Consider the following 25,642-nt stretch of genomic DNA (forward strand, 5'->3'; position numbering starts at 1 on the left):
TGTCCCCCTCCGGGGCGCCGGGATTCTCGAACCCGGGTCGGGCATTATTTCTGTTGAGCGGGGCTACCCTGCCCGGGGCGCCGGGATCTGCCGCGAAACGCTCAGCACAATCCCCATTTCCGTAAGCTGAATCATCAGCGCCGTCCCGCCGTAGCTGAAAAACGGGAGGGAGATCCCCGTGGCCGGCACCAGGTTGGAAACCACCGCCACGTTAAGGAAAACCTGCATCGCCATTAGGGTGGTGATGCCCACAATAAGAAGGGAGCCGAAACGGTCCCGGGAGTGGATCGCCAGCCAATAGCCCCGGATGATCAGCAGGGCAAAGAGGATGAGGATGATGGAAGCTCCGATGAAGCCCAGTTCCTCGCAGGTAATGGCAAAAATAAAGTCGTTGTGCTCCTCCGGGAGATAAAGAAATTTCTGGCGGCTTTTTCCCAGGCCCACTCCCAGCAGTCCTCCCGAACCGATGGCGTACAGCGACTGGACCATCTGGTATCCTTTGTCCATCATATCGGAAAACGGGTCTTTCCACAACTCGATCCGCGAACTGCCGTATCCCATAATTCCCACGATATAATATCCCGCGGCGGCAACTAAAGCTCCGCCGCCGATAAACCAGTACAGACGCACGCCCCCAACGAATAAGAGCGCGGCGCCGACGCCCAGGATCAGAATGGTTCCGGAAAGATGGGGCTCCATCATCAAAAGGACGGCGATGACCATCAGGACCATCCCATAGGGCAGCACGCCGTAGCGGAAGGTGCGCATTTTATCCTTCGCTTTGGAAATGGAGGCGGAAAAATACAGAATGACCGCCAGTTTGGCCAGCTCCGAAGGCTGGAAGGTGGTCACCTTGATGTCGATCCAGCGCCGCGCGTCGTTGCGCAGAACGCCGATCCCGGGGATCAGGACCGCGATCATCAGGATACCCGAAAGCAGCAGCACCGGCAGGGAAAGCCCCCGGAAGCCCTGATAGTCCATCCGGGAGACGACGAACATGATTGCAATGCCGGCTCCTGCGAAAACGGCCTGCTTGGTAAAATAAAAGATCGCGTTTCCTGATTCATAGTAGGAAGAGGCAAAGCTGGCCGACAGCACCATAACGAGGCCGATGCCCGAAAGCAGCAGCACCAGCATGAGAAACGGCAGATCCATGGGGCCGAACCGGGCCAGCTGTTCCTCCCTCAGTTCAGCTCTGTGTACTTTAGTCATGCTCCCCGCCTCCTTTCGGTTTCAGTATTCATCGCCCGTACCGGCTCAAAATTCCAGCGTAGGCAAGCAGGCACATCGCCGCCGTAATTCCGCTGAAAACCCAGAAGAGCTTCACTTCGCTCCACCCGCCCATTTCAAAATGGTGGTGCAGCGGCGCCATGCGGAAAATGCGCTTGCCGTGGGACCATTTGAAATACGCCACCTGAATCACGTCGGACAGTGTCTCCGCGATATATATGATTCCCACAAGAAGCATAATGAGGGGCATGTCGAAGGCAAAGAGCATTCCGCATACCGCGCCGCCCAGAAACAGGGAACCTGTGTCTCCCATGAATACCTTCGCCGGGTGGAAATTGTAGATCAGAAATGCCGCGAGGCCTCCCAGGAGGGCCGCCGAAAATACACCCAGGTCTGTAAAGCCCCAGAGGGCCGCCGCCGCCGTGAAGAACACTGCCACGGGGATCGTCACCCCGGTGACCAGGCCGTCCACGCCGTCGGTGAGGTTCACCGCGTTCACCGTTGCCACCATGACAAAGGCGGCAAAGGCCAGATACAGCGGCCACGGAAGAACGACGGATACGTCCGCGAAGGGGATGTACAGGTTGGAGCTCAAATTGCCGGTGAGCCGCATCAGCGTCAGAAAAGCCAGGGCCACGGCCAGCTGCAAAGAGAATTTCTGAAGCGCGGTAAGCCCCAGGTTCCGCTTGTTTTTCACCTTTTCATAGTCGTCGGCATATCCGATAAGCCCGAACACCAGCGCCATCAGGTAGATGAAAAGCGCCGACCAGGACCCGCTTTTCAGATCCTTCCATCCGGCGATGAGAACGGCGGCCCCGATCCCCACGATGAACATGATCCCGCCCATGGTGGGGGTTCCCTGCTTGGTCAGGTGCCATTTTGGACCGTCCTCCCGGATGCTCTGCCCGGCTTTCATCCTGCGCAGCCAGGGGATCAGCGCCCTGCCCACGAAAAAGGTGATGAGAAAGGACAAAGCGCAAGAAAGCGTCAGGCGCATCGTTTTAACCTCCGTACCGCATACCGCGCAGGCAATCCGGAATCTTTCCGGATCCGTGCCCCGTTCTCCGTGGGAAAACCGCTCGGCAGCTCTGTTTTACATCCGTTCCGGCCGCATCGCGGCCATTTTACCGCAAACGCGCGGCGTTTCGCGCCATTTGGCATCGTTTGCGGTTCCGCCCTCCGGGCGGGAGCAAACCGCGCCGTATCACCGGGTATAACAGCCGCATCGCGGTTGTTATACCACAAAGCACCAGAGAAAATCAACTGTTTTTTCCCTGTTGTTCCGCCAGGTGGGCGGCGATTACTTCCCGCTCGTCCAGATGGTGCTTTTCCTTGCCGATGATCTGATAGTCCTCGTGGCCCTTCCCCGCCAGCACCACGATGTCGTCGGGAAGGGCGTGGTCCATGGCGTAGCGGATGGCCTCCGGCCGATTCTCAATCACGATATGGGGCGTTTTGGTCTCCTCCATTCCCTTCAGAATGTCCCGGATGATCGCTCCGGGCTCTTCCGTCCGGGGGTTGTCGGAGGTGACGATCACGAAGTCCGCGAGTTCCGCAGCGATATTTCCCATGATGGGCCGCTTGATGGGATCCCTGTCCCCGCCGCAGCCGAAAAGGGCCACCACCCGTCCCCTGGCAAATCCTTTTACGGAACGAAGGAGGTTTTCCAGAGCGTCCGGCGTGTGGGCGTAGTCGATGAGCACGGTGTAGTCGGTGCCCGCGGGCACCACCTCCATCCGGCCCTTGACCCCCCCGGCCTGCTTCAGCACCGCGGCGATCCGGGAAATATCGATCCCCATCGTCAGCCCCAGAGCGATGACCCCCAGGGCGTTGTAAACGGTAAAGCTTCCGGGGATGTGCACCTCCATGCGCTGGATCATACCGATGGACACCGCTTCGAATTCCACCCGGTCGTTGTAAAGACGGATGTTTTTTGCCACCAGATCCGCCTCGTTTTTGGATTCGGAAAAGGTAAAAATTTCGCAGTCTGCCCGCTGGATCATCTCCCCGGCCCAGGGATCGTCCAGATTGATAATCCCGGTCCGGCAGTTTTGAAACAAAATTGCCTTGGCTTCCATATAGGCTTCCATGGTCTTGTGGAAGTCCAGGTGGTCCTGGGTCAGATTGGTGAAAATTCCGGTTTCAAAGAAAACGCCGTATACCCGTTCCAGGACCAGCGCGTGGGAGGAGACCTCCATGACCACATGAGTGCATCCCGCGTCCAGCATCTCCCGGAACAGCCGCTGCAGCTCGAAGGATTCGGGGGTGGTCCGCTCCGTGGGAAGGACCCGCTCCCCGATGAGGTTCTGATTGGTGCCGATGAGCCCCACCCTGGCGCCCAGAGCCTGCTCCAGCAGTCGCTTTGCCAGGTAGGTCGTAGTAGTTTTTCCGTTGGTGCCCGTAATGCCGATGAACTTCATTTTCTCCGCGGGCCGCCCGAAAAAGTTCGCCGAAATTACCGCGAGCGCCCGCCGGGAAGAGGATACCATAACGTGCGGCACGCCGTCCTCCGGTGCCTTCTGGCACACCACGGCGGCGGCCCCGGCTTCCAACGCCCGGGGGATATACGCGTGTCCGTCCGTTTCAAAGCCCTCGATGGCCACGAACAGATCTCCAGGGGAAACCTTTCTGGAATCGTAGCAGACGCTGTGGATTTCCGTTTCCATGTCAGCTGTGGAAGAGAGTATGACTACGTCCCGGAGCAGTTCCTTTAGCTTCACTTTTGTTCCGACCTCCATCCGGTTCCTTTTCCCGCGCCGCCGGAGGCGGCGCGGGTTCCAGGCGGGAGGGCCGCTGCCTTCCCGCGTCGGTAAACCTTCTGCGCGTTAATCGTGAATACTGGTGTCGGTGAACTGCACGGTCACCACCGTGCCCGCCTCCACCTTTTCGCCGGCCGCCGGAGACTGCCCGGTGGCGGACACGGAGGAGGAAGAGGCCGCAATGGCTCCGGTGGCCCGCATACACAGCCCCGCGTTGGTAATCGCCTTGTTTGCCGCTTCCGCTGTCATTCCCTTAATACTGGGCACCGTGCAGAGAGCGGTGGGTTTATCTTCTCCCATGTACAAAACGATCTGGGCGCTCTTGGGAACGCTGGCGCCGCCGGCCGGAGTCTGATCGGTAACGGTCCCGCCGCTGCCTACCACCCGATAGGAAAATCCCTCCAGGTTCAGGGCGGCTTTCGCCTGCTCCAGGGTCATTCCCTTCATCTGAGGTACCACGGCGTCCACGCTGGAAAGCTCCTCCGTGGTGTATTCCGGTTCTACGCCCATGTACGACAGGATATCCGCGAGAATGGAGCCCGCCACGGGGGCGGCCATCACGCCGCCGCTGACATAGTATCCGGTGTCCCGGCTGGGGCTGTCCAGGCCGATGAGGAGGATCACCTGGGGATTGTCTGCCGGCGCAAATCCCATGAAGGAAACCACCACGTCCCCCGTGTCCTCGTCCCGCTTTTCCGAAGTGCCCGTTTTCCCGGCGATGCGGTATCCGGCCACATAGGCGTTCTTTCCGGTTCCCGTGGAGACCACGCTCTCCAGAATCTGCCGGACGGTGGCGGAGGTCTCTTCGCTGATCACCTGGCGCACCTCGGTAGGCTCGGTGGTCTTCACCGTGTTACCGTCGGAGTCCAGAACCTCCTTAACGACATACGGCTTCATCAGGTGCCCGCCGTTTGCAACCGCCGCCTCCGCCGTGATCAGCTGGATGGGCGTGACCTTGAAGGTCTGCCCGAAGGAAGCAACCGCCAGGCTCGACAGGTTGTCGGGATTGGTAAACTGATTGAAGTCGAAGAATATGCTGCCGCCTTCGCTCTGGAGATCCACCCCCGTCTTGTTAAGGAGCCCGAAGTTCTTCACATACTCGTAAAAGGTCTCCGCGCCCACCTTGAGGCCGATCTGGATGAAAGCCACGTTGCAGGAGTTCTGTACCGCCTGGGTGAGGGTCTGGAGACCGTGTCCCGTGGTCTTGTGGCACTTGATGGGCTTCGGCCAGCCCTTGACGGTAATGGAACCGGAGCAGTAAAACGTATCGCTGAGGGATACTTTCTTTTCCTCCAGAGCCATGGCCAGAGTGAGGGCCTTGAAGGTGGAGCCCGGTTCATAGGTATAGGAAACCGCCTTGTTGTGCCACTGTTCCTTCTGGGCATCTGCCAGGCGGGTGGGATATGACTCATCTCCCGCGGCCTTCAGGGAGGCCAGCTCCGCCGCCGTGTCCTCGTCGGCCACCGTGCTGGGGGAATTGAGGTTGTAATTGGGAACGTTGGCCAGGGCCAGAATGGCTCCCGTGTTGATGTCCATCGCTATGCCGAAGGCGCCGTTTTTGACGTTGTATTTTTCCACCGCCTCGGCAAGGCCTTTTTCCACATAGTGCTGGATTGTGGTGTCCAGGGTAAGAACCAGGCTTTCTCCGTTCTGGGCGTCGTAATATTGCTCGTATTTGTACAGGAGGTCCGTTCCCTTCGCGTTCTTCGCGGTGACGATCAGTCCGTTTTGTCCCTTGAGGACGCTTTCATACAGCGCTTCCACCCCGTAAAGGCCGGAGTTTTCCGTTCCCACGAAGCCGATGACCTGGGCGGCCAGGGTACCGTAGGGATAGTACCGCTTGGTGTCCGTCACCAGGTGGATCCCCTTGATGTTGTTTTCGTTGATGAATTCCCGTACCTGGTCCGCCACGTCCTTTTCTACCTTGATCTTGACGGTTTCGTACTGGGAATTGGTCTTGGCCGCCTTTTCCCGGATCTTGTCCGCGTCCACCCCCAGGATGCTGGACAGTCCCTCGGCGATCAGATCCACGTCCTGCTTGTTTTCCTCGATTTCCTTGGGGGAGATGAATATGGTCTCCACGCTGGCGCTGATGGCCAGGATGTTGCCGTTGGTATCATAGATTGTGCCCCGGGAAGCTGAAACCGAGACCGAACGGGTCTGCTGCTCCACCGCGAGGTTTTCATATTTCTCATGCTCCACAATCTGCAGCTTGAACAGCTGATAAAACAGCGGGGCGAAGACCATGATCCCGAATACGACCAATAAAAACAGAGTACGGCTGAGAATCGCTCTGTTCGCCCTGCGTCCCGCCGGTGTTTCTTTCCCGTTCGCGCTTTTTCTCATTGATACACCCCTGTTATGCCAAGGCGGGAGCAAGAAATTCCTTCTTACTCCCCCGTTTCGCTGCCATGTTCAATATATAGCCCGGCTTATCTGAAATATTCCACTGCCGTGTAAAATCCTTTTCCGACGTTGGCGAGCAGCGCCGCGAATCCCGTTTTTTCCGTGTTGTAGACGACCGCCTTGTCCGGGCCGGACAGATCCAGGTAATAGACCTGCCCGCTCTGGGGCTTTTTCATTCCTTCCGCCATAGCCTCTTCCTCGATGGCGGAAAGGTCGAAGGCGCTTTCGTACTCGGCAAGCAGAGAGGCTTCATTCGCTTTGAGATCGGTATACTGGTTCCGAAGGGTCACCACCGAGTCGGAAAGCTCGGTAAGGCGCACATAGCTGAATAAAAGCAGAACGCACAGCACCGCCACAGCGGCAAAACCCGTAACGGCGAACAGGGAAACGCTCTGCTGCTCCCGCGCTCTGGCCCGGGTCCGGGTTTTCTCTTCCTGCCGGACACGCGGCAGGGTGCGCGGTTCATATGGCCTGTCCAGGGTCCTTTCCGCGGCGGCGCGCCTTTCCAGGTATCCCAGGTCCAGGGCGACGCTTCCCACCGTGGCGCTCCTCGTATATTTCATGCGCTTTGCAGATGCCGCTTGCACGGGCCGCACTTCCCTTCCGCTTTAGCGTTTTTTGGCGATCCGGAGCTTTGCGCTTCGGGATCTGGGGTTTTCCGTCAGCTCTTCCTCCGTCGGAACAACGGGCTTCTTCGTAAGGATGTCTATCGTCGGTTTCCTTCCGCAGACGCAGACGGGAAAATCCGGCGGACAGGTGCACCCTTTCGCCATGGACTGCATGGCGTTTTTTACGATTCGGTCCTCCAGAGAGTGAAAGGAAATTACGGCAAGGCGGCCTCCCGGATTCAGGCAATCTGCCGCAGCCGTAATCATTTGTGAAATTGCGGCAAGCTCGTCGTTCACCGCGATACGTATGGCCTGAAAGCTCCTTTTTGCCGGGTGCTGCGCTTCCCGCAGCGCCGCGGCGGGCATGGCCGATCGGATGATTCCCGCCAGTTCCAGCGTGCTTTGGATGGGCGAGGCCTCCCGCCTTCGCAGTATGGCGGCGGTGATGGAGCCGGCGTAGCGCTCCTCGCCGTATTGGTATAAAATCCGCTTGAGCTCTTCCCCGCTCCAGCGGTTCACCACTTCGTAGGCCGTGAGGGACGAGGACTGGTCCATCCGCATGTCCAGCGGGGCGTCCGTCATATAGGAAAATCCCCGGCGGCTGTCGTCCAGCTGCGGAGAGGAAACCCCCAGGTCGAACAGCATCCCGTCCGTGCCCGGGATCCCAAGCTCCGCCAAAACAGCGGCAATCTCCCGGAAATTTGCGTGGACGAAAGTGACGGTGTCTCCGAACTCCTCCAGGAGGGTCCTACCGGCTTCCAGCGCCGTTTCATCCCGGTCGATGCAGATAAGGCGGCCGGTGGCGAGTCTCCGGACAATTTCCAGAGAGTGGCCCCCGCGGCCGAACGTGCCGTCCACGTAAATTCCGTCCGGCTTGACGGCAAGTCCCTCGATACACTCCCGGAGCAGTACCGGCCGATGACGAAGCTCCATTGATATCGGCCTCCCCTACTCTGATTTGCCGATCAGAAGCCCAGCTCCTCCATGACGGCGGAGAGCTTGTCCGGCGTGAGCTCCTCTTCCTCCAGGGCGTGCCAGCGCTGGGCATCCCAGATCTCCGCCCGGGTGGAAACGCCGATGACCACGACGTCCTTGGAAAGGCCCGCGTACTGTCTGAGCTTACCCGGGATTAAAATCCTTCCCTGCCCGTCCAGCTCGCATTTGGCCGCGTTGGCAAAGAGGGTGCGCATTCCCTTCGTCTTGGTGTAGGGCAGGCTTTCAAATTTTTCCGTGAATCCGTCCCAGCTTCTCTGGGAGTAGATGGACAGGCAGGAATCCATTCCTATTGTGAGATAAAAGGTATCTCCCAGCTCTTCCCGGATCTTTGCGGGGATAAAAAGACGGCCCTTGGAGTCGATGGTATGCTGATATTCCCCCGTCATTTTTACCACCCCCCTGTCCGTTCGTGGGTTTTTGCCCTACATAACGCCACTTTTCCCCACTTTTATTTTCAGTATACGGCATGCATTTGGAAATTGCAATAGAAATTTTTTTATTTTTTTTATTTAAAAAAGGTGGTTTTCCGCCAAAACTTATCATTTTAGCAACATAAAACATATGTTCGATTGACGTAACGCCAAAAAAATAAATGCCCCCTCTATATCTTGTGGTGGCATTTATAAATAGGATATATGTAGTTGTTCGGATGCTTTATGCCTTGCCGGCGGGCGGTATGGCCTGCCCCGCCGCTGCGCGGAACCGCGCTCTGGATTGCTTGACCTCGTTCAGCGCCTCCGCGATGGCCTCCTCGGTGCGTTTTAGGGCGTCCTCGGCGTACTCACTGGAGACCCGTTTGAGCTCCTTTGCCCGCTCATCCGCCGTAGTGACGATTTCTTGTCCCTTCTGTCGTGCGGTGAGCAGCACCTCGCTCTCCGAAACCAGCCGCTTTGCTTCTTCCTCGGCCTGCTTCCGGATCAGTTCGCCCTCCCGTTTTGCCGCGCTGATATAATCGCTGCGGGCGCCCACCAGCTTCCTGGCCTCGGCCAGCTCCGCCGGCATCTGTGCCTTAATTTCATCCAGTAAATCCAGCACCTTGTCCCTGTCCAGAACGCATTTGTCGCCTCCAAACAGGGCGCCGTGCGCCTCTTCCACCATCTCATAGAGCATGTCCAGCAGTTCGTCCACTCCGCCTGCCATAGGTTTACCTCCTGTTTTTCATCCTTTTCCTGACGTCTTCAATGATCTCCCGGGGAAGAAACTCCGTGAGATCCACCTCGTATTTCGCCATTTCCTTGATGGCGCTGGAGCTTAAGTACATATATTTTTCGCTGGCGGTAACGAACATGGTGTCCAGATTGGGGTTGAGCTTCCGGTTGATGAGCGCCATCTGGAATTCCTTTTCAAAATCGGATACCGCCCGCAGTCCCTTGACGATGACGCAGGCGCCCTTCCGCTCGGCATATTTCGCCAGAAGCTCCGAGGAATGGTCCACCTCCACGTTGGGGATGGTTGTAACCACCCTGCGGATGAGTTCCACCCGCTCCTCGGGAGTGAAGATAGGGTTTTTGTCCGAATTTGCCATAACGCAGACGATCACGTGGTCGAAGCTGACGGCCGCCCGCTTGATCACGTTCAGATGTCCCAGCGTAACCGGGTCGAAGCTCCCGGGATACACAGCGATTTTCATCCTATTCTCCGCAAGCCGCCGTGCGGGATGTTTCGGGCGCCCTTCCGGCTTCCCTGTTGCAAAACACCGCGGCTGCCGCTGGTTGGGCGGCGAGCGGCGCGCCGAATTCGCCCGGGTTACCGGGTTTTATTGAATGCGGGGACTGCTTCCGGCGCGGCTACCCTTTGGTATAAAAACGGATTTTTGTTCTCCCGTACCGATACTCCCGGTGGAGACGGAGGGGGGAAGGCGCCTCCGGTTCGGGTGATTTTACGTCGCTTTCGCAGATAATTATACCATCCTTTGCTAAAATGTCAAATCCCTCAATGAGTTTCAGCGCCTGATTTATGAGTTTTGTGGCATAGGGCGGATCCAGAAAAATGAGGTCGAACTGCTCCTTCGCGGAGGAGAGAAATCCGATGCCGTCCGCCGTCACCAGGCGGCTGTTCCGGGTGAATCCGGCCGCGGAGAGGTTTTCCCGGATAACGGCCGCGGCCTGGGGGCTCATGTCCACAAATACGGCGGAAGACGCGCCGCGGCTGAGCGCCTCGATGCCCATCTGTCCGGAGCCTGCGAACAGGTCCAGCACCCTCCTGCCCTCCACGTCGAACTGGATGACGCTGAACACCGCCTCCTTCACCCGGTCCGCGGTGGGCCTCGTCTCATTCCCCTGAAGCGCTTTCAGCTTTCGGCCCCTGGCCGTTCCCGTGATAACCCTCATGGCTCTTTCTTCTCCTCCCCGTGGAAATACTGGTATACGGCCCTGGCCGCATCTTTGGGCACGGCGGCGGAAAGCTCTTCCTCCGTAGCCGCCCGGATCGCCCGGAGGCTTTTGAATTCCCGCAGAAGGAGCTTTTTGCGCTCGGGTCCGATTCCTGGGATCTTGTCCAGGACGGACCTCCCGCTTCCCCGGGAGCGGAGGTTTCTGTGGTATTCGATGGCAAACCGGTGGGCCTCCTCCTGGATCCTCCCGATGAGAGAAAACACCCCCGGATTGGCCTGAATCCCGATTTCTTTCCCCTCCGGGGACACCAGGGCCCGCGTCCTGTGCCGGTCGTCCTTTACCATTCCGAATACCGGAATGGCAAATCCTCCTGCTTCCAGGGCGGAACGGGCGATCCTCGCGTGCTCCTGCCCGCCGTCCACCAAAATGAGATCCGGCCTCTCTGAAAATTTTTCGTCCTTTTCGGATAATTTATTCAGCCGCCGGGAGAGAACCTCTCCCATGGAATAATAGTCGTCCGGCGTCTGGGTCCCTTTGATTTTGAAACGGCGGTAGTCCCGCTTCCGCGGACGGCCGCCCTCGAACACGGCCATGGAGCCCACGATGTCGGCTCCTCCCGTGTTGGAAATGTCGAATGCCTCGATGCGCTCCGGCCGCGCTTCCATTCCCAGCATCTTCCGCAGCGCCTCCAGAAGGCCGGAGACCTTTTCCTCCCGGGTGGCTGCCCGCTGGGCTTCCTCTTCTGCGTTCCTTGCGGCCATTCCCACAAGCTCCGCCTTTTCTCCCCGCTTGGGAGCCTCCACGGATACTTTCCTGCCCGCCCTCTCCCCCAGCGCCCGGGCGAAGGGCTCCATGTCCTCCATGGCGCAGGGCAGCAGGATCTGCCGGGGAAAAACGTCCCGGGGAAGGTAATACTGCTTGACCACGGCGGCGACAGCCTCCTCCGGCGCTTCGTCCCCCGGCTCGCCGAAGAGCATCACGTCCTTCGATACCAGCTCCCCGCCGGCAAAATGCAGGATGACGAGGCAGCTTTTCGCCTCTCCTCTGTAATACCCCGCCGCGTCCGTGTCCGGCCGGGAGGAGCGGATCACCTTTTGCTTTTTTCCCAGAAGCTCGATGGCCTGTATCCGGTCTCGGAGCTCCGCCGCCCGCTCGAACCGCAGCTCCTCCGCCGCGGCCTCCATCTCGGCTTTGATTTCCGACGTCACATGCTCGAACTTCCCCTCCAGCAGGAGGATCGCCTGGCCGATCTTGCTCCGGTACTCCTCCCGGCTCATCCCCGGCCGGCAGTATCCGTCGCACCGCCCCATGTGGAAGTTGAGACAGGGCCGTTCCTTTCCGATGTCCCGGGGAAATTTCCGGCTGCAGGTGGGCAGCTTCAGGGCGTTGCAGACGGCGTGGATCGCCGCCTGGGTGTCGTTTCTTCCCCCGTAGGGCCCGAAGTACCGCGCCCCGTCCTCCGCCTGCTTTGCGGCCATGGAAAATCGGGGATATTCCTCCCCCTCCGTCAGACGGATGAAGGGATACCCTTTGTCGTCCTTGAGAAGAATATTGTATTTGGGCAGATGCCGTTTGATGAGCGAAGCCTCCAGCACCAGCGCCTCGAACTCGCTGTCGGCCAGGATCACGTCGAAATCCTCCACCTGGCTTACCATGACGGCGGTCTTGGGGGCCTGGGGTCCCTCCTGAAAATACTGGCTGACCCGGTTTTTCAGCTGTTTTGCTTTGCCCACGTAGATCACCCCGCCGGCCCGGTCCTTCATGATGTATACTCCGGGCTGCAGGGGCAGCAGGCGCGCCTTTTCCTTGAGATCTGTCATAGCTCTTACCCCGAGGTTGCAAAAAGCGCCGCTCCGCGGCGCTTTTTTGTTCTTTTTGTTATTCCGAGAAATCCGAGGAGATCAGTTCCGCCAGGGCTCCCACGGCGCCCACCTCGTCGGGTCCGTCTGCGATGATGTGGATTGCGGTTCCCTTTACGATTCCTAAAGACAAAACGCCCAGCAGACTCTTGGCGTTGACTCTTCTTTCATCCTTTTCCACCCAGATACTGCTCTTGAATTCGTTGGCCTTTTGTATAAAAAAAGTTGCTGGTCTTGCGTGCAAGCCCACCTGATTCTTGACAACCGCTTCCTGAATGTACATCGTAGCACCCCTTATACATCGTTTCGTATTGTGTATCGGCAGAGGATCCTGCAGAATTAATTCCCCATTGCACCAGTATTACAATAGCAAATTTGCCCATCATCGTCAATGATTATTTCTTTCCTGGGGATGGGGTAAATCTCATCTTTTTCTAGGGCCGCAGCGGTTTTGCCTGTCTATTTTAATTCTGCGATGGTGACGCCGTTCTCCCCCTCGCCGTACCGGCCCAGCCGGAAGTCCTTAACCGCGGGATTGCTCCTGAGCCGCGCGTGCACCGCCGCGCGAAGAGCTCCCGTCCCCTTCCCGTGAATGATGGTGACGGTGGTGAGCCGTCCCATGGCCGCGTCGTCCAGAAACCGGTCGGTGGCGTCCGCCGCCTCCTCCGTTGTCATTCCCCGCAGGTCGATCTCCGGGGAAGCCCCCATGGTCCGGAGCTTCTGCTCCGCCCGCTGCTGATACTTTTTGACCTCAGCCTGCTCCGGAGGATTGTCTATCAGGCGCACCTCGTCCTCCCTGGCGCTGATCTTTAATATTCCCGCCTGCAGCTGCAGTATTCCGTCCCGGCCTATGGACAAAACCGTGGCCCGGCTTTTCATGGCCGGAAGCTCCACCGTGTCCCCCGGGCGGAGGGGCCTCGACGAAGGCGGCGGCGCGGGTTCTTCAGGGCTCTGGCTCAGGGCCCGGTCGCTCTCGTTGAGTCTCCGCCGGATCTCCGTTCTGGCGTCGTTTTCCGCCTGCCAGTCCGCGCTCTTCTGCTTCTTCATTTCGTCCAGATCCCGGAAGATTTCGTCGGCAGTCCGCCGGGTCTCCTCCACGATCCGCCTGGCGTCGGCCCTGGCCTTCTCCGCCGCCCGGTCCCGTTCGCGCTCCAGCCGCTCTCGGTATTCCCCGGCCCGCGCCGCGTCTTCCTGCGCCTTGCGTAAGAGCCTTGCGGTCTCCCCCCGCTCCTTTTCCATCTCCTGGCGCTGCTGCTCCAGGCGGGACAATACGTCCTCGAACCGCGCCGTTTCTCCGTTTAAAAGCTTGGAAGCGTTTTCAATGATTCTCTCCGGCAGGCCCAGCCGCCGGGAAATTGCAAAGGCGTTGGATTTTCCGGGCAGTCCGATGATCAGCCGGTAGGTGGGCCGCAGGGTTTCCACGTCGAATTCGCAGGAGGCGTTCTGCACCCCCGCGTTGGTCATGGCGAACACCTTCAGCTCCGCATAGTGCGTGGTGGCGGCCAGCACAGCCCCCTTCTCCCGGGCGTGCTGCAGGATCGCCACGGCCAGGGCCGCTCCCTCCACCGGGTCGGTCCCCGCCCCCAGCTCGTCCAGCAAAATAAGAACCCCGGGCCCCGCCTCTTCCAGAATGGAGACGATGTTGGTCATGTGGGAGGAAAAGGTGGACAGGGACTGTTCGATGCTCTGCTCGTCCCCGATGTCCGCCAGGATGTTCCGGTATACGGGCACCCGGCTTCCGTCTCCCGCCGGTATGTGCAGGCCGCACTGGGCCATGAGGGATAAAAGCCCTATGGTTTTCAGCGCCACGGTCTTGCCTCCGGTGTTGGGCCCTGTGATGATCAGCGTATCAAAATCGCTTCCCAGGCGCAGATCGATGGGCACCACCGTTTTGGGATCCAGCAGCGGATGCCGGGCGCGGCGCAGCGCCAGGCCTCCGGACTCCCCTATCGCCGGCTCGCTTCCGTTCATCCGGTAGGACAGCTGCCCCCGGGCAAAAATCAGATCCAGGGCCGAAAGAAGCTCGTAATCGGTCAGAATCTCCTCGGCAAAGCCCGCCGCGTCCGCCGACAGCTCCATAAGGATCCTCTCGATCTCCTTCTTCTCCCTGGCGGATAAATCCCGCAGCTCGTTGTTCGCCTGCACCACGCTCATGGGCTCGATGAAATAGGTGGCGCCGCTGGCGGACACGTCGTGCACCAGCCCCGGCACCTCTCCCCTGTATTCCGCCTTCACCGGCACTACGTACCGGTCCGAGCGCATGGTGATGATGTTGTCCTGCAAAAATTTAGCGTAATGCGCCGATGTCACCATCTTCTGCAGAACTTCCCGCACCCTTGCGTTGGCTGAGCGCATCTGCCGCCGCAGGGAGGAAAGCTCGCCGCTTGCCCCGTCCGAAATTTCGTCTTCGCTTACGATGGCTCCTGTGATCTTATCTTCCAGAAAGCGGTTGGGCCGTAGAGACATAAAAAGGTGCCGGATGCTCTCCCCGGCTTCCTCCCCGTCTCCCGCGTAATCCCGCACGCTCCGGGCCGCGTGGAGCAGTCCCGCAATGTCCAGAAGCTCCCGGGTGTTCAGCATGCCCCCCATGTCGGCTCTCTGCAGAGACGCTCCCACGTCCCGGACGCCTTGAAAGGAGGGCGCGCCCCGAAGCCCGATCAGGTGCTTGGCCGCCCCGGTTTCCGCCTGGCGCCGCCGGATATCGCCCGCCTCGTCGGAGGGCCGGAGGTTCCTGGCCCGCGCCTTGGCGGCCTCGCTCACCGCCTGCTCCGCCAGCAGCTCCAGCACCCGGGGAAGCTCCAGGGTCTGAATGGATTTTTCATACAGCTCGCTCATGGCATCTCCTTGGTCGAAATGAGTTTTTTATAAAAGTCCAGAGTGGAAAAGCCCCGTTCCAGCTGGGTCAGCAGAAAGACCTCACTGGCGTCCGCAAACCGTTTCATGGCCTCGCCCTTGAGGAAAAAGGAAAAAAGCCGCCTCGGGTCCCCGTAAGCGACGCGGCGCATGGCGGCGAGAGACCCCTCGTCCAGGGGCATGGAGATCCCCTCTCCCGCCTCCTCGGCGCATTCGCCGCAGTGGAGCACCCCCTGCTTCACGTTGAGAAAGGGCGTCTCCGGTTCTCTTCCGCACACGGCGCAGCCGTCCAGCAGCGGCTCGAAGCCGGAGAGGGCCATGAGCCGCAGCTCGAAAACCGCCTTTACCAGCTCCTGCGGCTTTCGGAGTTTTCCCAGGGCGTGCATGGAATTGAGAACCAGAGACAAAATCTCCGGCGTCGCGCAGTCCTCGTCGGATAAAAGCTCGGCCAGCTCAGCAAAATAAGAGGCAAGGGAGAGCATTTCCACGTCCGAGCGGACCTCGCCGAACACCTCGATGGTTTCCGCCTGATCCAGGCTGTGCCGGTTTTTGTATTCGAAGAGGGTCATCTCGGAATAGACCAGCAGCTGGGACGCGCTCACCAGCCTGCTGCCCTTGCGCTTCGCGCCCCTGGCCAGCACCGTGAGCTTTCCCTCGTCCCGGGTCAGCACCGTCAGCAGCTTGTCGGTTTCCCGGATGCTGGTTTCCCGCAGGACCAGCCCCTGCGTCTTCTTGTGCATACAGTCCCCCGCTATGTAGGGCGGCCGCTACGCGGTTTTGCGCCCCCGGGCCTCCGCCCGTTCCTGTAATTTATAAATAAGGTAAAATACCGGTGATCCGGTCTCCAGAAACAGTTTCCAGGAAAATTCGGCGTTCATGAAATCAGGCCTCCTTTGTAAAAATAGGATTCCTGACCGCCGATTGGACTATGCGAGGGAATTTATGCTTCGTAGCCGAAATTGCGGATCTGTGCCTGGCTGTCCCGCCAGTTTTCCTTCACCTTGACCCAGGTTTCCAGGAAAACCTTGGTGCCCATGAACTTCTCGATTTCTTCCCGGGCCATGGTGCCGACGGTTCGGAGCATTGCGCCGTTTTTCCCGATGATGATTCCCTTGTGGCTTGCTTTTTCGCAATAAATTGTGACTTCCAGATCGATGATCCCCGTCTCCCGCTCGGAAAACCGGGTCACCTCCACCGCTGTGCCGTGAGGCACTTCCCTGTCCAGGCAGAGCAGCAACTTTTCCCTAACGATTTCGGCCACGATCTGCTTTTCCGGCTGATCGCTGGTCATCCCGTCGGGAAAGAGCTGCGGGCCATCGGCGGTAAAGCTTCGCAGCTCCTCCAGAAGCTCCTCCAGCCCGTCCCCCGTCCTTGCGGATATGGGCACCACCGCGGCAAATGAGTAAGCCTTCCGGTACGCTTCGATAACCTTTAAAAGATCCGTCTTTTTGACGGTGTCGATCTTGTTGATGGCCAGGACGGCCGGCAGGCCGCTCTCCCGGATGCGCTCCAGCAGGAGCTCTTCGGGTGTTCCCACCCGGTCCGTGGGCTCCACCGCGAGGATCACGGCGTCCACGTCGGCGACGCTCTCCCGGACCACCTTCATCATGTAGTCTCCCAGCCGGGACCTGGGCTTGTGAAAGCCCGGCGTGTCCGCGAATACAAACTGCGTGTCCCCCCGGTTCACCACTCCCAGGATCCTGGTCCGGGTGGTCTGGGGCTTGTCCGACACGATGGCGATCTTCTCCCCCACCAGGGCGTTGATCAGTGTGGATTTTCCCACGTTGGGACGTCCTGCAATAGTGAACATGCCTGTTTTTATTATTTCCATGTCCCTCTTCCTCTGATAAATAAAATCGCCGCCGGAACGGTCGCAATTGCGATAACGGATAAAGGGGTGCTGCTCCCGAGGCTCCTCAGCACCGTTTTCCACGCGCCGGTGCACCCGAAAATGCCCGCAGCCGCGCCCACGGAGCCAACGGCGCATACCAGCACCGCCCCGGCCGCCACGTCCTTGGCCTTCCCCACCGTTTCGTTTTTTTCCCGGGTCACGGCGTTGCCCAGAGTTTCGATGGCCGTGTTGAAAAGCTCCGCGCCGATCACCATGGCAAAGCAGATCCATAAAAGGGCCCATTCCGCTCCGCCCAGTCTTCCCAGTATCCCCGCCCACGATACGTAAAATACCGCCGTCAGATGAATGCGCAGGTTCCGCTCCCGCCGCAGTACGTGGGCGAATCCCCGCCCGGCGTACCGAAAGCTGCGGCCCAGCTTATATAGCCACATATCCATCCGCTCCGTATCCGAAATCTCTTTATGCGTCCCGGGTAAGCTTCAGTTCCTCCAGGATCGCCCGCTCCCGCTCCCGCATGCATGCGCGCTCCGCGCCCTCGTCCGTGTGGTCGTATCCCAGAAGGTGCAGAACCGAGTGGACGGTAAGAAATCCCGCCTCCCGGGCCTCCGAATGTCCGTATTCCGCCGCCTGCTCCCGCGCCCGGGGGACGGAAATGGCGATATCCCCCAGGGGGATGAGCCCGGTTTCCGGGTCGGCGTCCTCTTCCCGCAGGGGCTCTCCCGGGGTGAGGTCGAACATGGGGAAGGAGAGTACGTCCGTGGGCTTGTCCGTGTCGCGGTACTCCCGGTTGAGGGTCCGGATTCCCTCCTCGTCGGTGAGCAGGACGTTGATCTCGCAGGGGAGCTCCGCTCCCTCGCTCTTCAGCGCTCCCCGGACGCACCGCCGGATGAGACCGTTAAGCTCCCGGGTTCCCAGAGCGCGTTTTTCCGCCGTGATGTTGACTTTATGCGTCTTCACGTCTTGCTCCGTTTTCTCTCCCGCCGCTCCGGGGAGGCGGCGGGCCTTTTCTCGTGTTTTTCGTAGGCCCGGATGATGCGCTGCACCAGCACGTGGCGCACCACGTCCGTCTCGCTGAGCATGCAGATGGCGATGCCCTCCACGTCGGAGAGCACATGGATCGCGTCCTTCAGGCCGCTCACCTTGTCCTCCGGCAGGTCGATCTGGGTGATGTCCCCCGTGATCACCGCCTTGGAACCGAACCCCAGTCGGGTTAAAAACATCTTCATCTGTTCCCGGGAGGTGTTCTGGGCCTCGTCCAGTATGATGAAGGAGTCGTCCAGCGTCCGTCCGCGCATATAGGCCAGCGGGGCCACCTCGATGTTTCCCCGCTCCAGATATTTGTTGTAGGTCTCCGCCCCCAGCATGTCGAAGAGGGCGTCGTACAGCGGCCGGAGATAGGGGTCCACCTTGCTCTGCAGGTCCCCCGGCAGAAATCCCAGCCGCTCCCCGGCTTCCACCGCCGGCCGTGTCAGAATGATCCGGTTCACAGTCTTGTTCCGGAAGGCCTCCACCGCCGAAGCCACCGCCAGGTAGGTTTTCCCTGTGCCCGCCGGCCCCACCGCGAGAGTGATCACGTTTTTCGCGATGGCGTCCACGTATTTTTTCTGGCCGATGGTCTTGGCCTTCACGGGCTTGCCCTTGGCCGTGACGCAGATGACGCCCCTGGCCAGCTCCGAGATCTTGGCTTCCTGCCCTTCCTTCACGAGACCGATGACATAGCGCACGTTCTGCTCGTTAATCGGCTCGCCCTTACCGGACAGAGACAGCAGTCCCTCGATCACCCGGACGGCGAAAATCACGTTTTCTCCCTCTCCCGAGACCTTCAGCTCCGTGTCCCGGTTTACCACCTTGACCCCCAGCTCGTTTTCGATGAGCCGGATGTTCTCGTCGAAGGAGCCGAATACGCTGATGGCCTGCTCCAGCCTCTCGATGCTTATCGTTTGTTCAATCATTCGCTCCTGATTCACTCCTCGCCCCCGCAGGATTACCCGGTCAAGCCGTATCGCTACCGCTTCAGGTTCTCCTCCGGGATTTCCGTCGTTTTCGCAATCTGCTCCTCGCACTCGCCCGTGAGCGTTACCTTCAATACCCCGTCCTGCTCCCCGACGTCAAACCGGGTGTTCAGCACTTCCCCCTGGTCCAGTTTCAGCCGAAGCTGCAGGAGCAAAGCTTGCTTCAGCCTCTCCTCCGCCGCCTGCCGCTCCTCCTGGACAATAACGGGCTCGTATTCCCGGTATGTCTCCGCGGAAAGGGAAACCGGCAGAGTCATGCCGTTGGGAAGCCGGATCTTCCTGTCGCTTCTTATTTTATCATAGTCGGCAAAGGAAATTCCACCGTCCAGGTATAAATTTATTCTCCTGCCACACAAAACCAGCGTCAGCCGGGTGGTTTCCCTTCCGGTATAGGCTTTTTCTTCGGCGGCGAGGGGCGTCTCGGCGGACAGTTCGTACCAGGTTCTGGCGTATACCTTTCCCTCCGCGTGGAGGAATCGGACCCCCACGGTGGGAGTGTCCACCACGCCGCTCACCAGCAGCTCTCCCGCTAAAACCGTCTGCCCGGCCTTGAACTGGGGGGAACCGTTGTAGACCTCCATGCGGGTGATGACCCCGGTCTTCGCCGCCACCAGGTTGGCAGGGATGCTCTCGTCCACGATCTCGGGCGGCTCGGTGCGCTCCCGCACCAGGACGTAGGCCCGGCTGCCGGAAACGTTCACCGTGATCCAGGACAGTTCGCCGATGTCCAGAAGAGCGTGGTGCTTGATGGTCTCCGGATCGATGGAAGGGCCGAAGGTGCCGATGCCAACCCCCAGTTTTTTCAGTTCCTCCAGGATCTCCCGGTCGGTGACCGTCTTGTTTCCCGAGACCTGAATGTCCCAGATAAAAAGCGACCCGGGGATCAGCATAAGAAAAAGCAGGAGCCCCGCTATGAGGGCGTACCGCTTCTTGAACCTGCCCAGGAAAAAGGGAACTCCCTTTCGTCCCACCACCGTGATGGTGCAGGAAAGGCGCTTGGCCCGGGCGCAGAGCTTCCTGTAGTGCCGCCTCTCCAGTTTCATCCGCAGCCGGGTGGCGGACATCCACCGGAGCCCCCAGAAGGGGATGTCGTTCTGGGAGCAGAGATTGATGATCCGTTCGGGAAAGACGCTCTCGATTTCCACTTCCACGCTTCCCCGGAGAAAATTCACAAGCGTCAGCATGGTTCCACCTCAATATTCAAATTCCACTCCGGAAATGTTCCCGGTAATGCGAAGCTCGTATCCGTTCATGGCCCGCAGTTCCAGATTCTCCCCCTTGATCCGCACCGTCATGTTTCCTCCGCTGATGTCGATTTCCCGGTTGTCGTAGGACAAAATTCCCCTGTGACGTTCCATGAACAGTTCCCCCGAGCCCAAAATTTCGATCCGGGGGAGCCCCGCGACAATGTCGGCAGGCAGGTCGAAGGTCTCCGCGGCCCAGGGCAGCACGCCCTCATCCTTTCGTCTTTTCTCCATTCGGCAGACCTCCCTCTGCCATGCTTATGCGCCGTCCGGGAACTTATTGCCAGTCCGCCTTTTATCCCTCCGGGAAGAGTTTCCCGCGCTCCCGCCGGTTCCGCTCCCGAATCGGCGCCTTCCGGCGTGCCGCAGCGGAGGGAAAATACCCTGCGCAAGCCCGAAATGGCTTGTAGTACCCCCATCGGATCATATATAATAAAGAAAATGAAAACCGTTTGGATACCTGCGCATTGTGAAAGGAGACCGACAGTGGGGTTCAATACATACGATACCCGGATTGGTGCCGTCTCGATCCAGGACGGGCCCGAGGGTATCCTGAGGGTCTATCTGCCAAATGAAGCTCTGCCCCGTGGCTTTGCCCGGGAGGAAACTCCCCTGCTTCAGGAAGCGGCAAGCCAGCTGGAAGCCTATCTGCAGGGGGAGCGGAAATCCTTTACCCTTCCTCTGACTCCCCGGGGCACCCCTTTCATGGAGAGGGTCTGGTCTCTGCTGGTCGGCATCCCCTACGGGGAGACAGCCACCTACGGGGAGATCGCCCGGCGCGCCGGGTCCCCCGGGGCCTCCCGGGCGGTGGGCCTGGCCTGCAGGCGCAATCCCATCCCCCTTTTCATCCCCTGTCACCGCGTCATCGGGTCGGCTGGATCGCTGGTGGGATTCGGCGGCGGGCTGGAACTCAAGCGCGTCCTTCTGGAACTGGAAGGATACCGTTTTCCCGACTGAGAAGGTTCCTTCCTCTTTTCCGCTCCGGGGACTGTCCCCTTCACATGAAAGCCCTCCGGGCAGCATATAGTTTCCTGGAGGTGTTTCCCATGACGAAGTTCCTGTGGGGGCGGCTGTCCTCCCAATGGGCCGCGGGAATTGTCATCGCAAGCTGCATGCTGGGACTTCTGGTCTTCCCTTCGGAGTCCATGCAGGCGGCCAAGGACGGCCTGTCCCTTTGCTACAACGTCATCATACCCTCCCTGTTTCCCTTTTTCGTACTCTCTGGCCTCGTAATCGAGCTGGGACTGGCCCGGTACCTGGGCCGCGCGGCGGAGCATGTGATGCGCCCTCTTTTCAACGTGGGGGGGGCCTGTGCCTCCGCCTTTGTGCTGGGCATCATCGGAGGATATCCCGTGGGCGCCAGGACCGCTATTTTGCTCTACGAAAAAAAAATGTGCAGCAAGGCGGAGGCCGAGCGGCTTCTGGGCTTCTGCAACAATTCCGGCCCCGCCTTCATTCTGGGCGTGGTGGGCGCCGGGATTTTTTCCAGCAGCCGGATGGGGCTTTTATTGTACTTTGCTCACGTGGCGGCCTCCGTATGCATCGGGATTCTCTTCCGGTTTTACCGGTGGGATTCTCCCGCGGGGCAGGGGAGCTCCTCTCTGAATTTTCAGACGACACGCTTCCCCGCCGCTTTCACCTCGTCCATCACCAGTTCTTTTCGCTCCACTTTGAATATCTGCGCTTTCGTGGTCTTTTTCCTTGTGGTGATCCGCCTTCTCTTTCTCTCCGGCATTCTCTCCGGCGTCGCCGTCATTCTGGGAGTCCTCTTCTCCCCCCTGGGGTTTGACGCGGAATGGGCGAAGCGCTTTCTCACCGGCATCATTGAAATCTCCTCCGGCGTGTGGACTCTCAACGGCGTGGTGGGAAACGAGGCCGGCAGGCTGTCCATGGCTGCCTTCATGCTGGGGTGGGCCGGGGTGTCGGTACACTGTCAGGTCCTCTCCTTTATCGGAGACAGCGGACTTTCCATGCGTACCTACATCGGCGGCAAAATCCTCCATGGGGTCCTCTCCGCCCTGTTCATCTGGGCCATTTCCCGGGTGCTGGACTTCACCGCCCCGGTCGTCTCCTACCTCACGGAAGAGGTGGATGGCCTCGCCGAAATGCAGTTTGGCAGCGCCCTGTTCCTGTCCGTTCTGGTGGCCTGGGCCGTCTGGGCTGCTTTTATCCTGATCTCCGCCCTGGTGCTGCAAAAAAATTGTAGAAAAAGCAGGCGCGGCATTGTATAATAGGAACGGGCAATGGTTTCCCGCCGTACCGATCCGTTTGCCCGGGAGGTGCCAGTCATGCTGTTTAGAAAAGAGATCGAGCCGTACTGTGCTTACTGCGCCCGCGGCACCCGGTTAAACGAGGGGGAGATCCTGTGTATCAAGCGGGGGATCGTGACGCCCGATTATCACTGCTCCGCGTTCCGTTATGAACCTCTCAAGCGCGTCCCCCCCCAGCCTCCCAAGCTGGAGCTCGGATCTTTGGACAGCGAGGATTTCTCTCTGTCTGATTAACGGGATTTTCTTTAACCTGTACATAAGGGAGCCGAAACAAATTGCCGCCGGCAGTTTGTTTCGGCTCCCTTTCTGTCTTGAGGCAAGACTCGCACCCTGGCCGCCCCTGTTGAAAAACACGGGTTCCGACAGAGCTGAGACAATCTCCAAAACCGGTCCGGCGGCATACATTGTTGATGCAAGGCTTTATGCGCCTCCCGTTCCGGCGTGCGGAAACATCCGCACCAATAACGCTCTGCCAAACGGCGGCGTGCCGGCCGGGAACCGGCCAATTGCAGTACAATGCCGATTTCACGCTGACGTTGTGCGTTTGCGCGCCTGCCGATCGGCGCGCCTGAAAAGGAGATCCCGTCTCTTTTTCAAGGGGGAATCGGTATTATAACGGTTTTGGAGGGTTTTCCATGTCAAACGCCGCGTCCGTCCATTTTTATCAGGGAGCCTGCTCTCCCCCGGGCGCTCCCGCTTGCAGTGAATCGCTGATCCCACTGTCCGAGGCGGAGGATATCCTCCTCGTCCGGGGCGGCCCCGGTTCCGGAAAAACGCTGTTTCTCTCCCGGATCGCCGAAAAGCTTTCTGAAAGCGGCGCCTCGGTGGAATACCTGCATACCTCCGGCTTCCCTGAAGAACTGGGTGCCGTGATCTTTCCGGAGCTGCGCTCCGCCGTTGCCGCAGGTTCTGCCTGCATGGAATCCTCCTGTCCCGGAGCGGTGGAGCATGAAATCAGCCTGGACCAGTTTTATGATCTCGCGCCCCTCAGGGAAAAACGGAAAAAAATCCTGACGCTCACCGTCTCCTTCAAATCTCTTTTTGGAAGAGCGGCGCGTTATTTTTCGGCGGCGAGGAGCGTCTCCGAGGATATCCTCGGCCAGGTGCTTTCCGAAGAGACGGCATTGCGCATCGCAAAGCGCGCCCGGGGTATCGCCGCCCGGGAATTCAGGCGTGTCCCCGGAAAAACGGGAACGGGCAAAATGAGATATCTGGATGCCGTTACCGCCTCCGACCAGCTTCGCCGGTTCGATACCGTAGCCGCTCTCTGCGAAAACGTATACGAGCTCGTGGACAACTACGGTCTCTCCGACTGCCTGCTTCAGGTCCTGCGCACCGAGGCCCTGGCCGCCGGCAGAGATGTGATTGCCTGTCCTTCTCCCCTGGATCCGGGCCGATTGTGTCACCTTCTCATTCCTTCCCTGTCTCTCGCCTTTGTAACCTCCTCCGCCGGTATGCCCTACCCCGGCAAAGCCTATCGCCGGATCCGTCTGGACGCGGTGCCCGGCAGCGCCGAGCTGCGCCGCAGCCGTACCCGTCTTCGTTTCTCCAAAAAAATCCTCGCCGCTCTCATGGAGGAAGGCGTACAGCACCTGAATCAGGCTAGGTCGGCCGCCGGAGAACTGGAAGCTCTCTATGCTCCCCATGTGGATTTGGACGGGGTGCTCCTTCTGGCCGAGGGAGAGGGGAACCGGCTGCTGGAAAAATGGAACGCCCGCAAATCGGATATTTGAGCCGTCCTGCCGCGGCTGCGGCCGGTGTCCGAACCCGTTTAAAAAAATCCATACTACTTTCATAAATAAACTGCGGGCGCGGCAACTGCCGCGCCCGCTCCAAGCTGTCGAAAAAGCCTCGCAGAGTTTCGCCGCCGGAGCGGCGAAATAAAATCAGATTATATTCGGGCGCGGCGTGTACGTGCCCGAATATACTTTTCAGGCTGCAAGCGTCAAACCGTCCGCTTGCGGCGGACAGCGAGGCGCGCGGCAGACTGCAGGCCCTTTTATCGAAAAAGGCGAATGCCTTTTTCGATAAATTCCAGCGGGCGCGGCAGTTGCCGCGCCCGCTCGTTTTCTGCGATTCAGTTGAGAAAATCCTTCAGTTTCTTGCTCCGGCTGGGGTGGCGGAGCTTTCTGAGCGCCTTGGCCTCGATCTGACGGATACGTTCCCGGGTGACGTTGAACTCCTTACCCACCTCTTCCAGGGTCCGGGTCCGCCCGTCCTCGATGCCGAAGCGGAGCTTGAGCACCTTTTCCTCCCGGGGGGTCAAAGTTCCCAGCACATCCACCAGCTGCTCCTTGAGCAGGGTAAAGGAAGCCGCTTCCGAGGGTTCGGAGGCGTCCTCGTCCGGAATGAAGTCTCCCAGATGGCTGTCTTCCTCCTCGCCGATGGGGGTCTCCAATGAGACCGGCTCCTGGGCGATTTTCAGGATCTCCCGCACCTTGTCCACCGGCATTCCCATCTCCTCGGCGATCTCCTCGGGAGAGGGGTCGTGCCCCAGTTCCTGGAGAAGCTGCCGGGAAACCCGGATCACCTTGTTGATGGTCTCCACCATGTGCACCGGGATCCGGATGGTCCTCGCCTGGTCGGCGATGGCCCGTGTGATGGCCTGCCGGATCCACCAGGTGGCATAGGTGGAAAACTTATACCCCTTGGTGTAGTCGAATTTTTCCACCGCCTTGATGAGCCCCAGGTTTCCCTCCTGGATGAGGTCCAGAAAGAGCATCCCCCGCCCCACATACCGCTTGGCGATGCTCACCACCAGCCGGAGATTGGCCTCGGCCAGGCACTGCTTGGCCTCCTCGTCTCCCTCGGCCATCCTCTGGGCCAGCACGATTTCCTCCTCGGGGGACAGCAGGTTTACCTTGCCGATCTCCTTGAGGTACATCCGCACCGGGTCGTCGATGCTGAAATTGTCCACCAGCGTTGCCGGGTCGATGATCTCCTCCTCGGGGATCTCCTCCAGCTCGTCTATGGTGGGGGCCACTTCGTCCGGCAGCTCCGACAGATAATCATCCCCGATGGTCTCGATCCCCAGGTTCTCCAGGGTGTCATATATCTTGTCCAGCTGATCGGACTCCAGGTCCATGTCCTCCAGGACCTCCATCAGCTCGTTGGAGCTGAGTTTTCCTTTCTTCTTGCCTTTTTCGATCAGTTCGTTGAGCTTGTCTCCCGCGCTGGCGGGCTCGCTCACCGAAAGAGCGGCAGCCTTGTTTTCCTCCAT

At 59.5% G+C, this 25,642-nt stretch carries 25 protein-coding genes; 4 read left to right on the forward strand and 21 right to left on the reverse strand.

Going from position 1 to position 25,642, the window contains the following annotated elements:
* Positions 1–63 precede the first annotated feature (63 nt).
* From ftsW to B9A13_RS02420, 20 genes are all read right to left on the reverse strand, one after another.
* A complete protein-coding gene (gene ftsW, locus B9A13_RS02325; protein ID WP_242942752.1) occupies positions 64–1,212 on the reverse strand; it encodes a putative lipid II flippase FtsW in 1,149 nt (382 codons plus the stop codon).
* Between the two features lie 28 nt (positions 1,213–1,240).
* Positions 1,241–2,227: a phospho-N-acetylmuramoyl-pentapeptide-transferase gene (gene mraY, locus B9A13_RS02330; RefSeq protein WP_084233410.1), complete on the reverse strand. Its 987-nt coding sequence runs from the start codon at positions 2,225–2,227 to the stop codon at positions 1,241–1,243.
* A 262-nt stretch (positions 2,228–2,489) separates the two neighbouring features.
* A complete protein-coding gene (locus B9A13_RS02335) occupies positions 2,490–3,950 on the reverse strand; it encodes a UDP-N-acetylmuramoyl-L-alanyl-D-glutamate--2,6-diaminopimelate ligase (protein WP_084233552.1) in 1,461 nt (486 codons plus the stop codon).
* 105 nt (positions 3,951–4,055) lie between these two features.
* The gene (locus B9A13_RS02340) at positions 4,056–6,335 is read right to left on the reverse strand and encodes a penicillin-binding transpeptidase domain-containing protein (RefSeq protein WP_084233411.1); all 2,280 of its coding nucleotides are present in this window, start codon (positions 6,333–6,335) and stop codon (positions 4,056–4,058) included.
* Positions 6,336–6,421: 86 nt separating this feature from the next.
* Positions 6,422–6,958 (reverse strand): hypothetical protein, encoded by a 537-nt coding sequence (locus B9A13_RS02345; protein WP_084233412.1) that lies wholly within the window; start codon positions 6,956–6,958, stop codon positions 6,422–6,424.
* 45 nt (positions 6,959–7,003) lie between these two features.
* Positions 7,004–7,936, reverse strand: coding sequence for a 16S rRNA (cytosine(1402)-N(4))-methyltransferase RsmH (rsmH, locus tag B9A13_RS02350; RefSeq protein ID WP_084233413.1), 933 nt, complete (start codon positions 7,934–7,936; stop codon positions 7,004–7,006).
* A 32-nt stretch (positions 7,937–7,968) separates the two neighbouring features.
* On the reverse strand, positions 7,969–8,385 hold the full coding sequence (mraZ, locus tag B9A13_RS02355) for a division/cell wall cluster transcriptional repressor MraZ (protein ID WP_084233414.1): 417 nt from the start codon (positions 8,383–8,385) through the stop codon (positions 7,969–7,971).
* 268 nt (positions 8,386–8,653) lie between these two features.
* A complete protein-coding gene (locus tag B9A13_RS02360; protein WP_084233415.1) occupies positions 8,654–9,139 on the reverse strand; it encodes a hypothetical protein in 486 nt (161 codons plus the stop codon).
* A 4-nt stretch (positions 9,140–9,143) separates the two neighbouring features.
* Positions 9,144–9,629: a pantetheine-phosphate adenylyltransferase gene (coaD, locus tag B9A13_RS02365; RefSeq protein WP_084233416.1), complete on the reverse strand. Its 486-nt coding sequence runs from the start codon at positions 9,627–9,629 to the stop codon at positions 9,144–9,146.
* Between the two features lie 157 nt (positions 9,630–9,786).
* Entirely contained in the window at positions 9,787–10,329 is a 543-nt protein-coding gene (rsmD, locus tag B9A13_RS02370; protein ID WP_084233417.1) for a 16S rRNA (guanine(966)-N(2))-methyltransferase RsmD, read from the reverse strand.
* Positions 10,326–12,152 (reverse strand): excinuclease ABC subunit UvrC, encoded by a 1,827-nt coding sequence (gene uvrC / locus B9A13_RS02375; RefSeq protein WP_084233418.1) that lies wholly within the window; start codon positions 12,150–12,152, stop codon positions 10,326–10,328. Before uvrC ends, rsmD begins: the two co-directional genes overlap by 4 nt.
* A gap of 58 nt (positions 12,153–12,210) precedes the next feature.
* Positions 12,211–12,474 (reverse strand): HPr family phosphocarrier protein, encoded by a 264-nt coding sequence (locus B9A13_RS02380; protein ID WP_084233419.1) that lies wholly within the window; start codon positions 12,472–12,474, stop codon positions 12,211–12,213.
* Between the two features lie 176 nt (positions 12,475–12,650).
* Positions 12,651–15,026: an endonuclease MutS2 gene (locus B9A13_RS02385; RefSeq protein WP_084233420.1), complete on the reverse strand. Its 2,376-nt coding sequence runs from the start codon at positions 15,024–15,026 to the stop codon at positions 12,651–12,653.
* Positions 15,023–15,784: a DNA repair protein RecO gene (gene recO / locus B9A13_RS02390; protein ID WP_084233421.1), complete on the reverse strand. Its 762-nt coding sequence runs from the start codon at positions 15,782–15,784 to the stop codon at positions 15,023–15,025. Before recO ends, B9A13_RS02385 begins: the two co-directional genes overlap by 4 nt.
* Positions 15,785–15,984: 200 nt before the next feature.
* Positions 15,985–16,875, reverse strand: a complete 891-nt coding sequence (era, locus tag B9A13_RS02395; RefSeq protein ID WP_084233422.1) for a GTPase Era — start codon at positions 16,873–16,875, stop codon at positions 15,985–15,987.
* Entirely contained in the window at positions 16,866–17,327 is a 462-nt protein-coding gene (locus tag B9A13_RS02400) for a diacylglycerol kinase family protein (protein ID WP_159447998.1), read from the reverse strand. The genes era and B9A13_RS02400 overlap by 10 nt, the downstream gene beginning before the upstream one ends.
* 28 nt (positions 17,328–17,355) lie before the next feature.
* Positions 17,356–17,853 (reverse strand): rRNA maturation RNase YbeY, encoded by a 498-nt coding sequence (ybeY, locus tag B9A13_RS02405; protein ID WP_242942753.1) that lies wholly within the window; start codon positions 17,851–17,853, stop codon positions 17,356–17,358.
* Positions 17,850–18,848: a PhoH family protein gene (locus tag B9A13_RS02410; protein ID WP_084233424.1), complete on the reverse strand. Its 999-nt coding sequence runs from the start codon at positions 18,846–18,848 to the stop codon at positions 17,850–17,852. The genes ybeY and B9A13_RS02410 overlap by 4 nt, the downstream gene beginning before the upstream one ends.
* Before the next feature lie 53 nt (positions 18,849–18,901).
* Positions 18,902–20,092 carry a sporulation protein YqfD gene (gene yqfD, locus B9A13_RS02415; protein WP_084233425.1) on the reverse strand — a complete coding sequence of 397 codons (1,191 nt, stop codon included), beginning with the start codon at positions 20,090–20,092 and terminating at the stop codon, positions 18,902–18,904.
* A 9-nt stretch (positions 20,093–20,101) separates the two neighbouring features.
* On the reverse strand, positions 20,102–20,386 hold the full coding sequence (locus B9A13_RS02420; protein ID WP_084233426.1) for a YabP/YqfC family sporulation protein: 285 nt from the start codon (positions 20,384–20,386) through the stop codon (positions 20,102–20,104).
* 252 nt (positions 20,387–20,638) lie between these two features.
* Here B9A13_RS02420 and B9A13_RS14540 point away from each other — a divergent pair, with 252 nt between their 5' ends.
* From B9A13_RS14540 to B9A13_RS02440, 4 genes are all read left to right on the forward strand, one after another.
* The gene (locus B9A13_RS14540) at positions 20,639–21,109 is read left to right on the forward strand and encodes a methylated-DNA--[protein]-cysteine S-methyltransferase (protein ID WP_278308990.1); all 471 of its coding nucleotides are present in this window, start codon (positions 20,639–20,641) and stop codon (positions 21,107–21,109) included.
* 89 nt (positions 21,110–21,198) lie between these two features.
* Positions 21,199–22,383: a nucleoside recognition domain-containing protein gene (locus B9A13_RS02430; RefSeq protein WP_242942754.1), complete on the forward strand. Its 1,185-nt coding sequence runs from the start codon at positions 21,199–21,201 to the stop codon at positions 22,381–22,383.
* A 57-nt stretch (positions 22,384–22,440) separates the two neighbouring features.
* On the forward strand, positions 22,441–22,656 hold the full coding sequence (locus tag B9A13_RS02435) for a hypothetical protein (RefSeq protein ID WP_084233427.1): 216 nt from the start codon (positions 22,441–22,443) through the stop codon (positions 22,654–22,656).
* Positions 22,657–23,057: 401 nt separating this feature from the next.
* The gene (locus B9A13_RS02440) at positions 23,058–24,155 is read left to right on the forward strand and encodes a hypothetical protein (RefSeq protein WP_084233428.1); all 1,098 of its coding nucleotides are present in this window, start codon (positions 23,058–23,060) and stop codon (positions 24,153–24,155) included.
* 344 nt (positions 24,156–24,499) lie between these two features.
* Here B9A13_RS02440 and rpoD read toward each other — a convergent pair whose 3' ends face one another.
* The gene (gene rpoD / locus B9A13_RS02445; RefSeq protein WP_084233556.1) at positions 24,500–25,642 is read right to left on the reverse strand and encodes an RNA polymerase sigma factor RpoD; all 1,143 of its coding nucleotides are present in this window, start codon (positions 25,640–25,642) and stop codon (positions 24,500–24,502) included.

This window comes from Papillibacter cinnamivorans DSM 12816 (genome assembly GCF_900176335.1).
GTDB lineage: Bacteria > Bacillota > Clostridia > Oscillospirales > Oscillospiraceae > Papillibacter > Papillibacter cinnamivorans.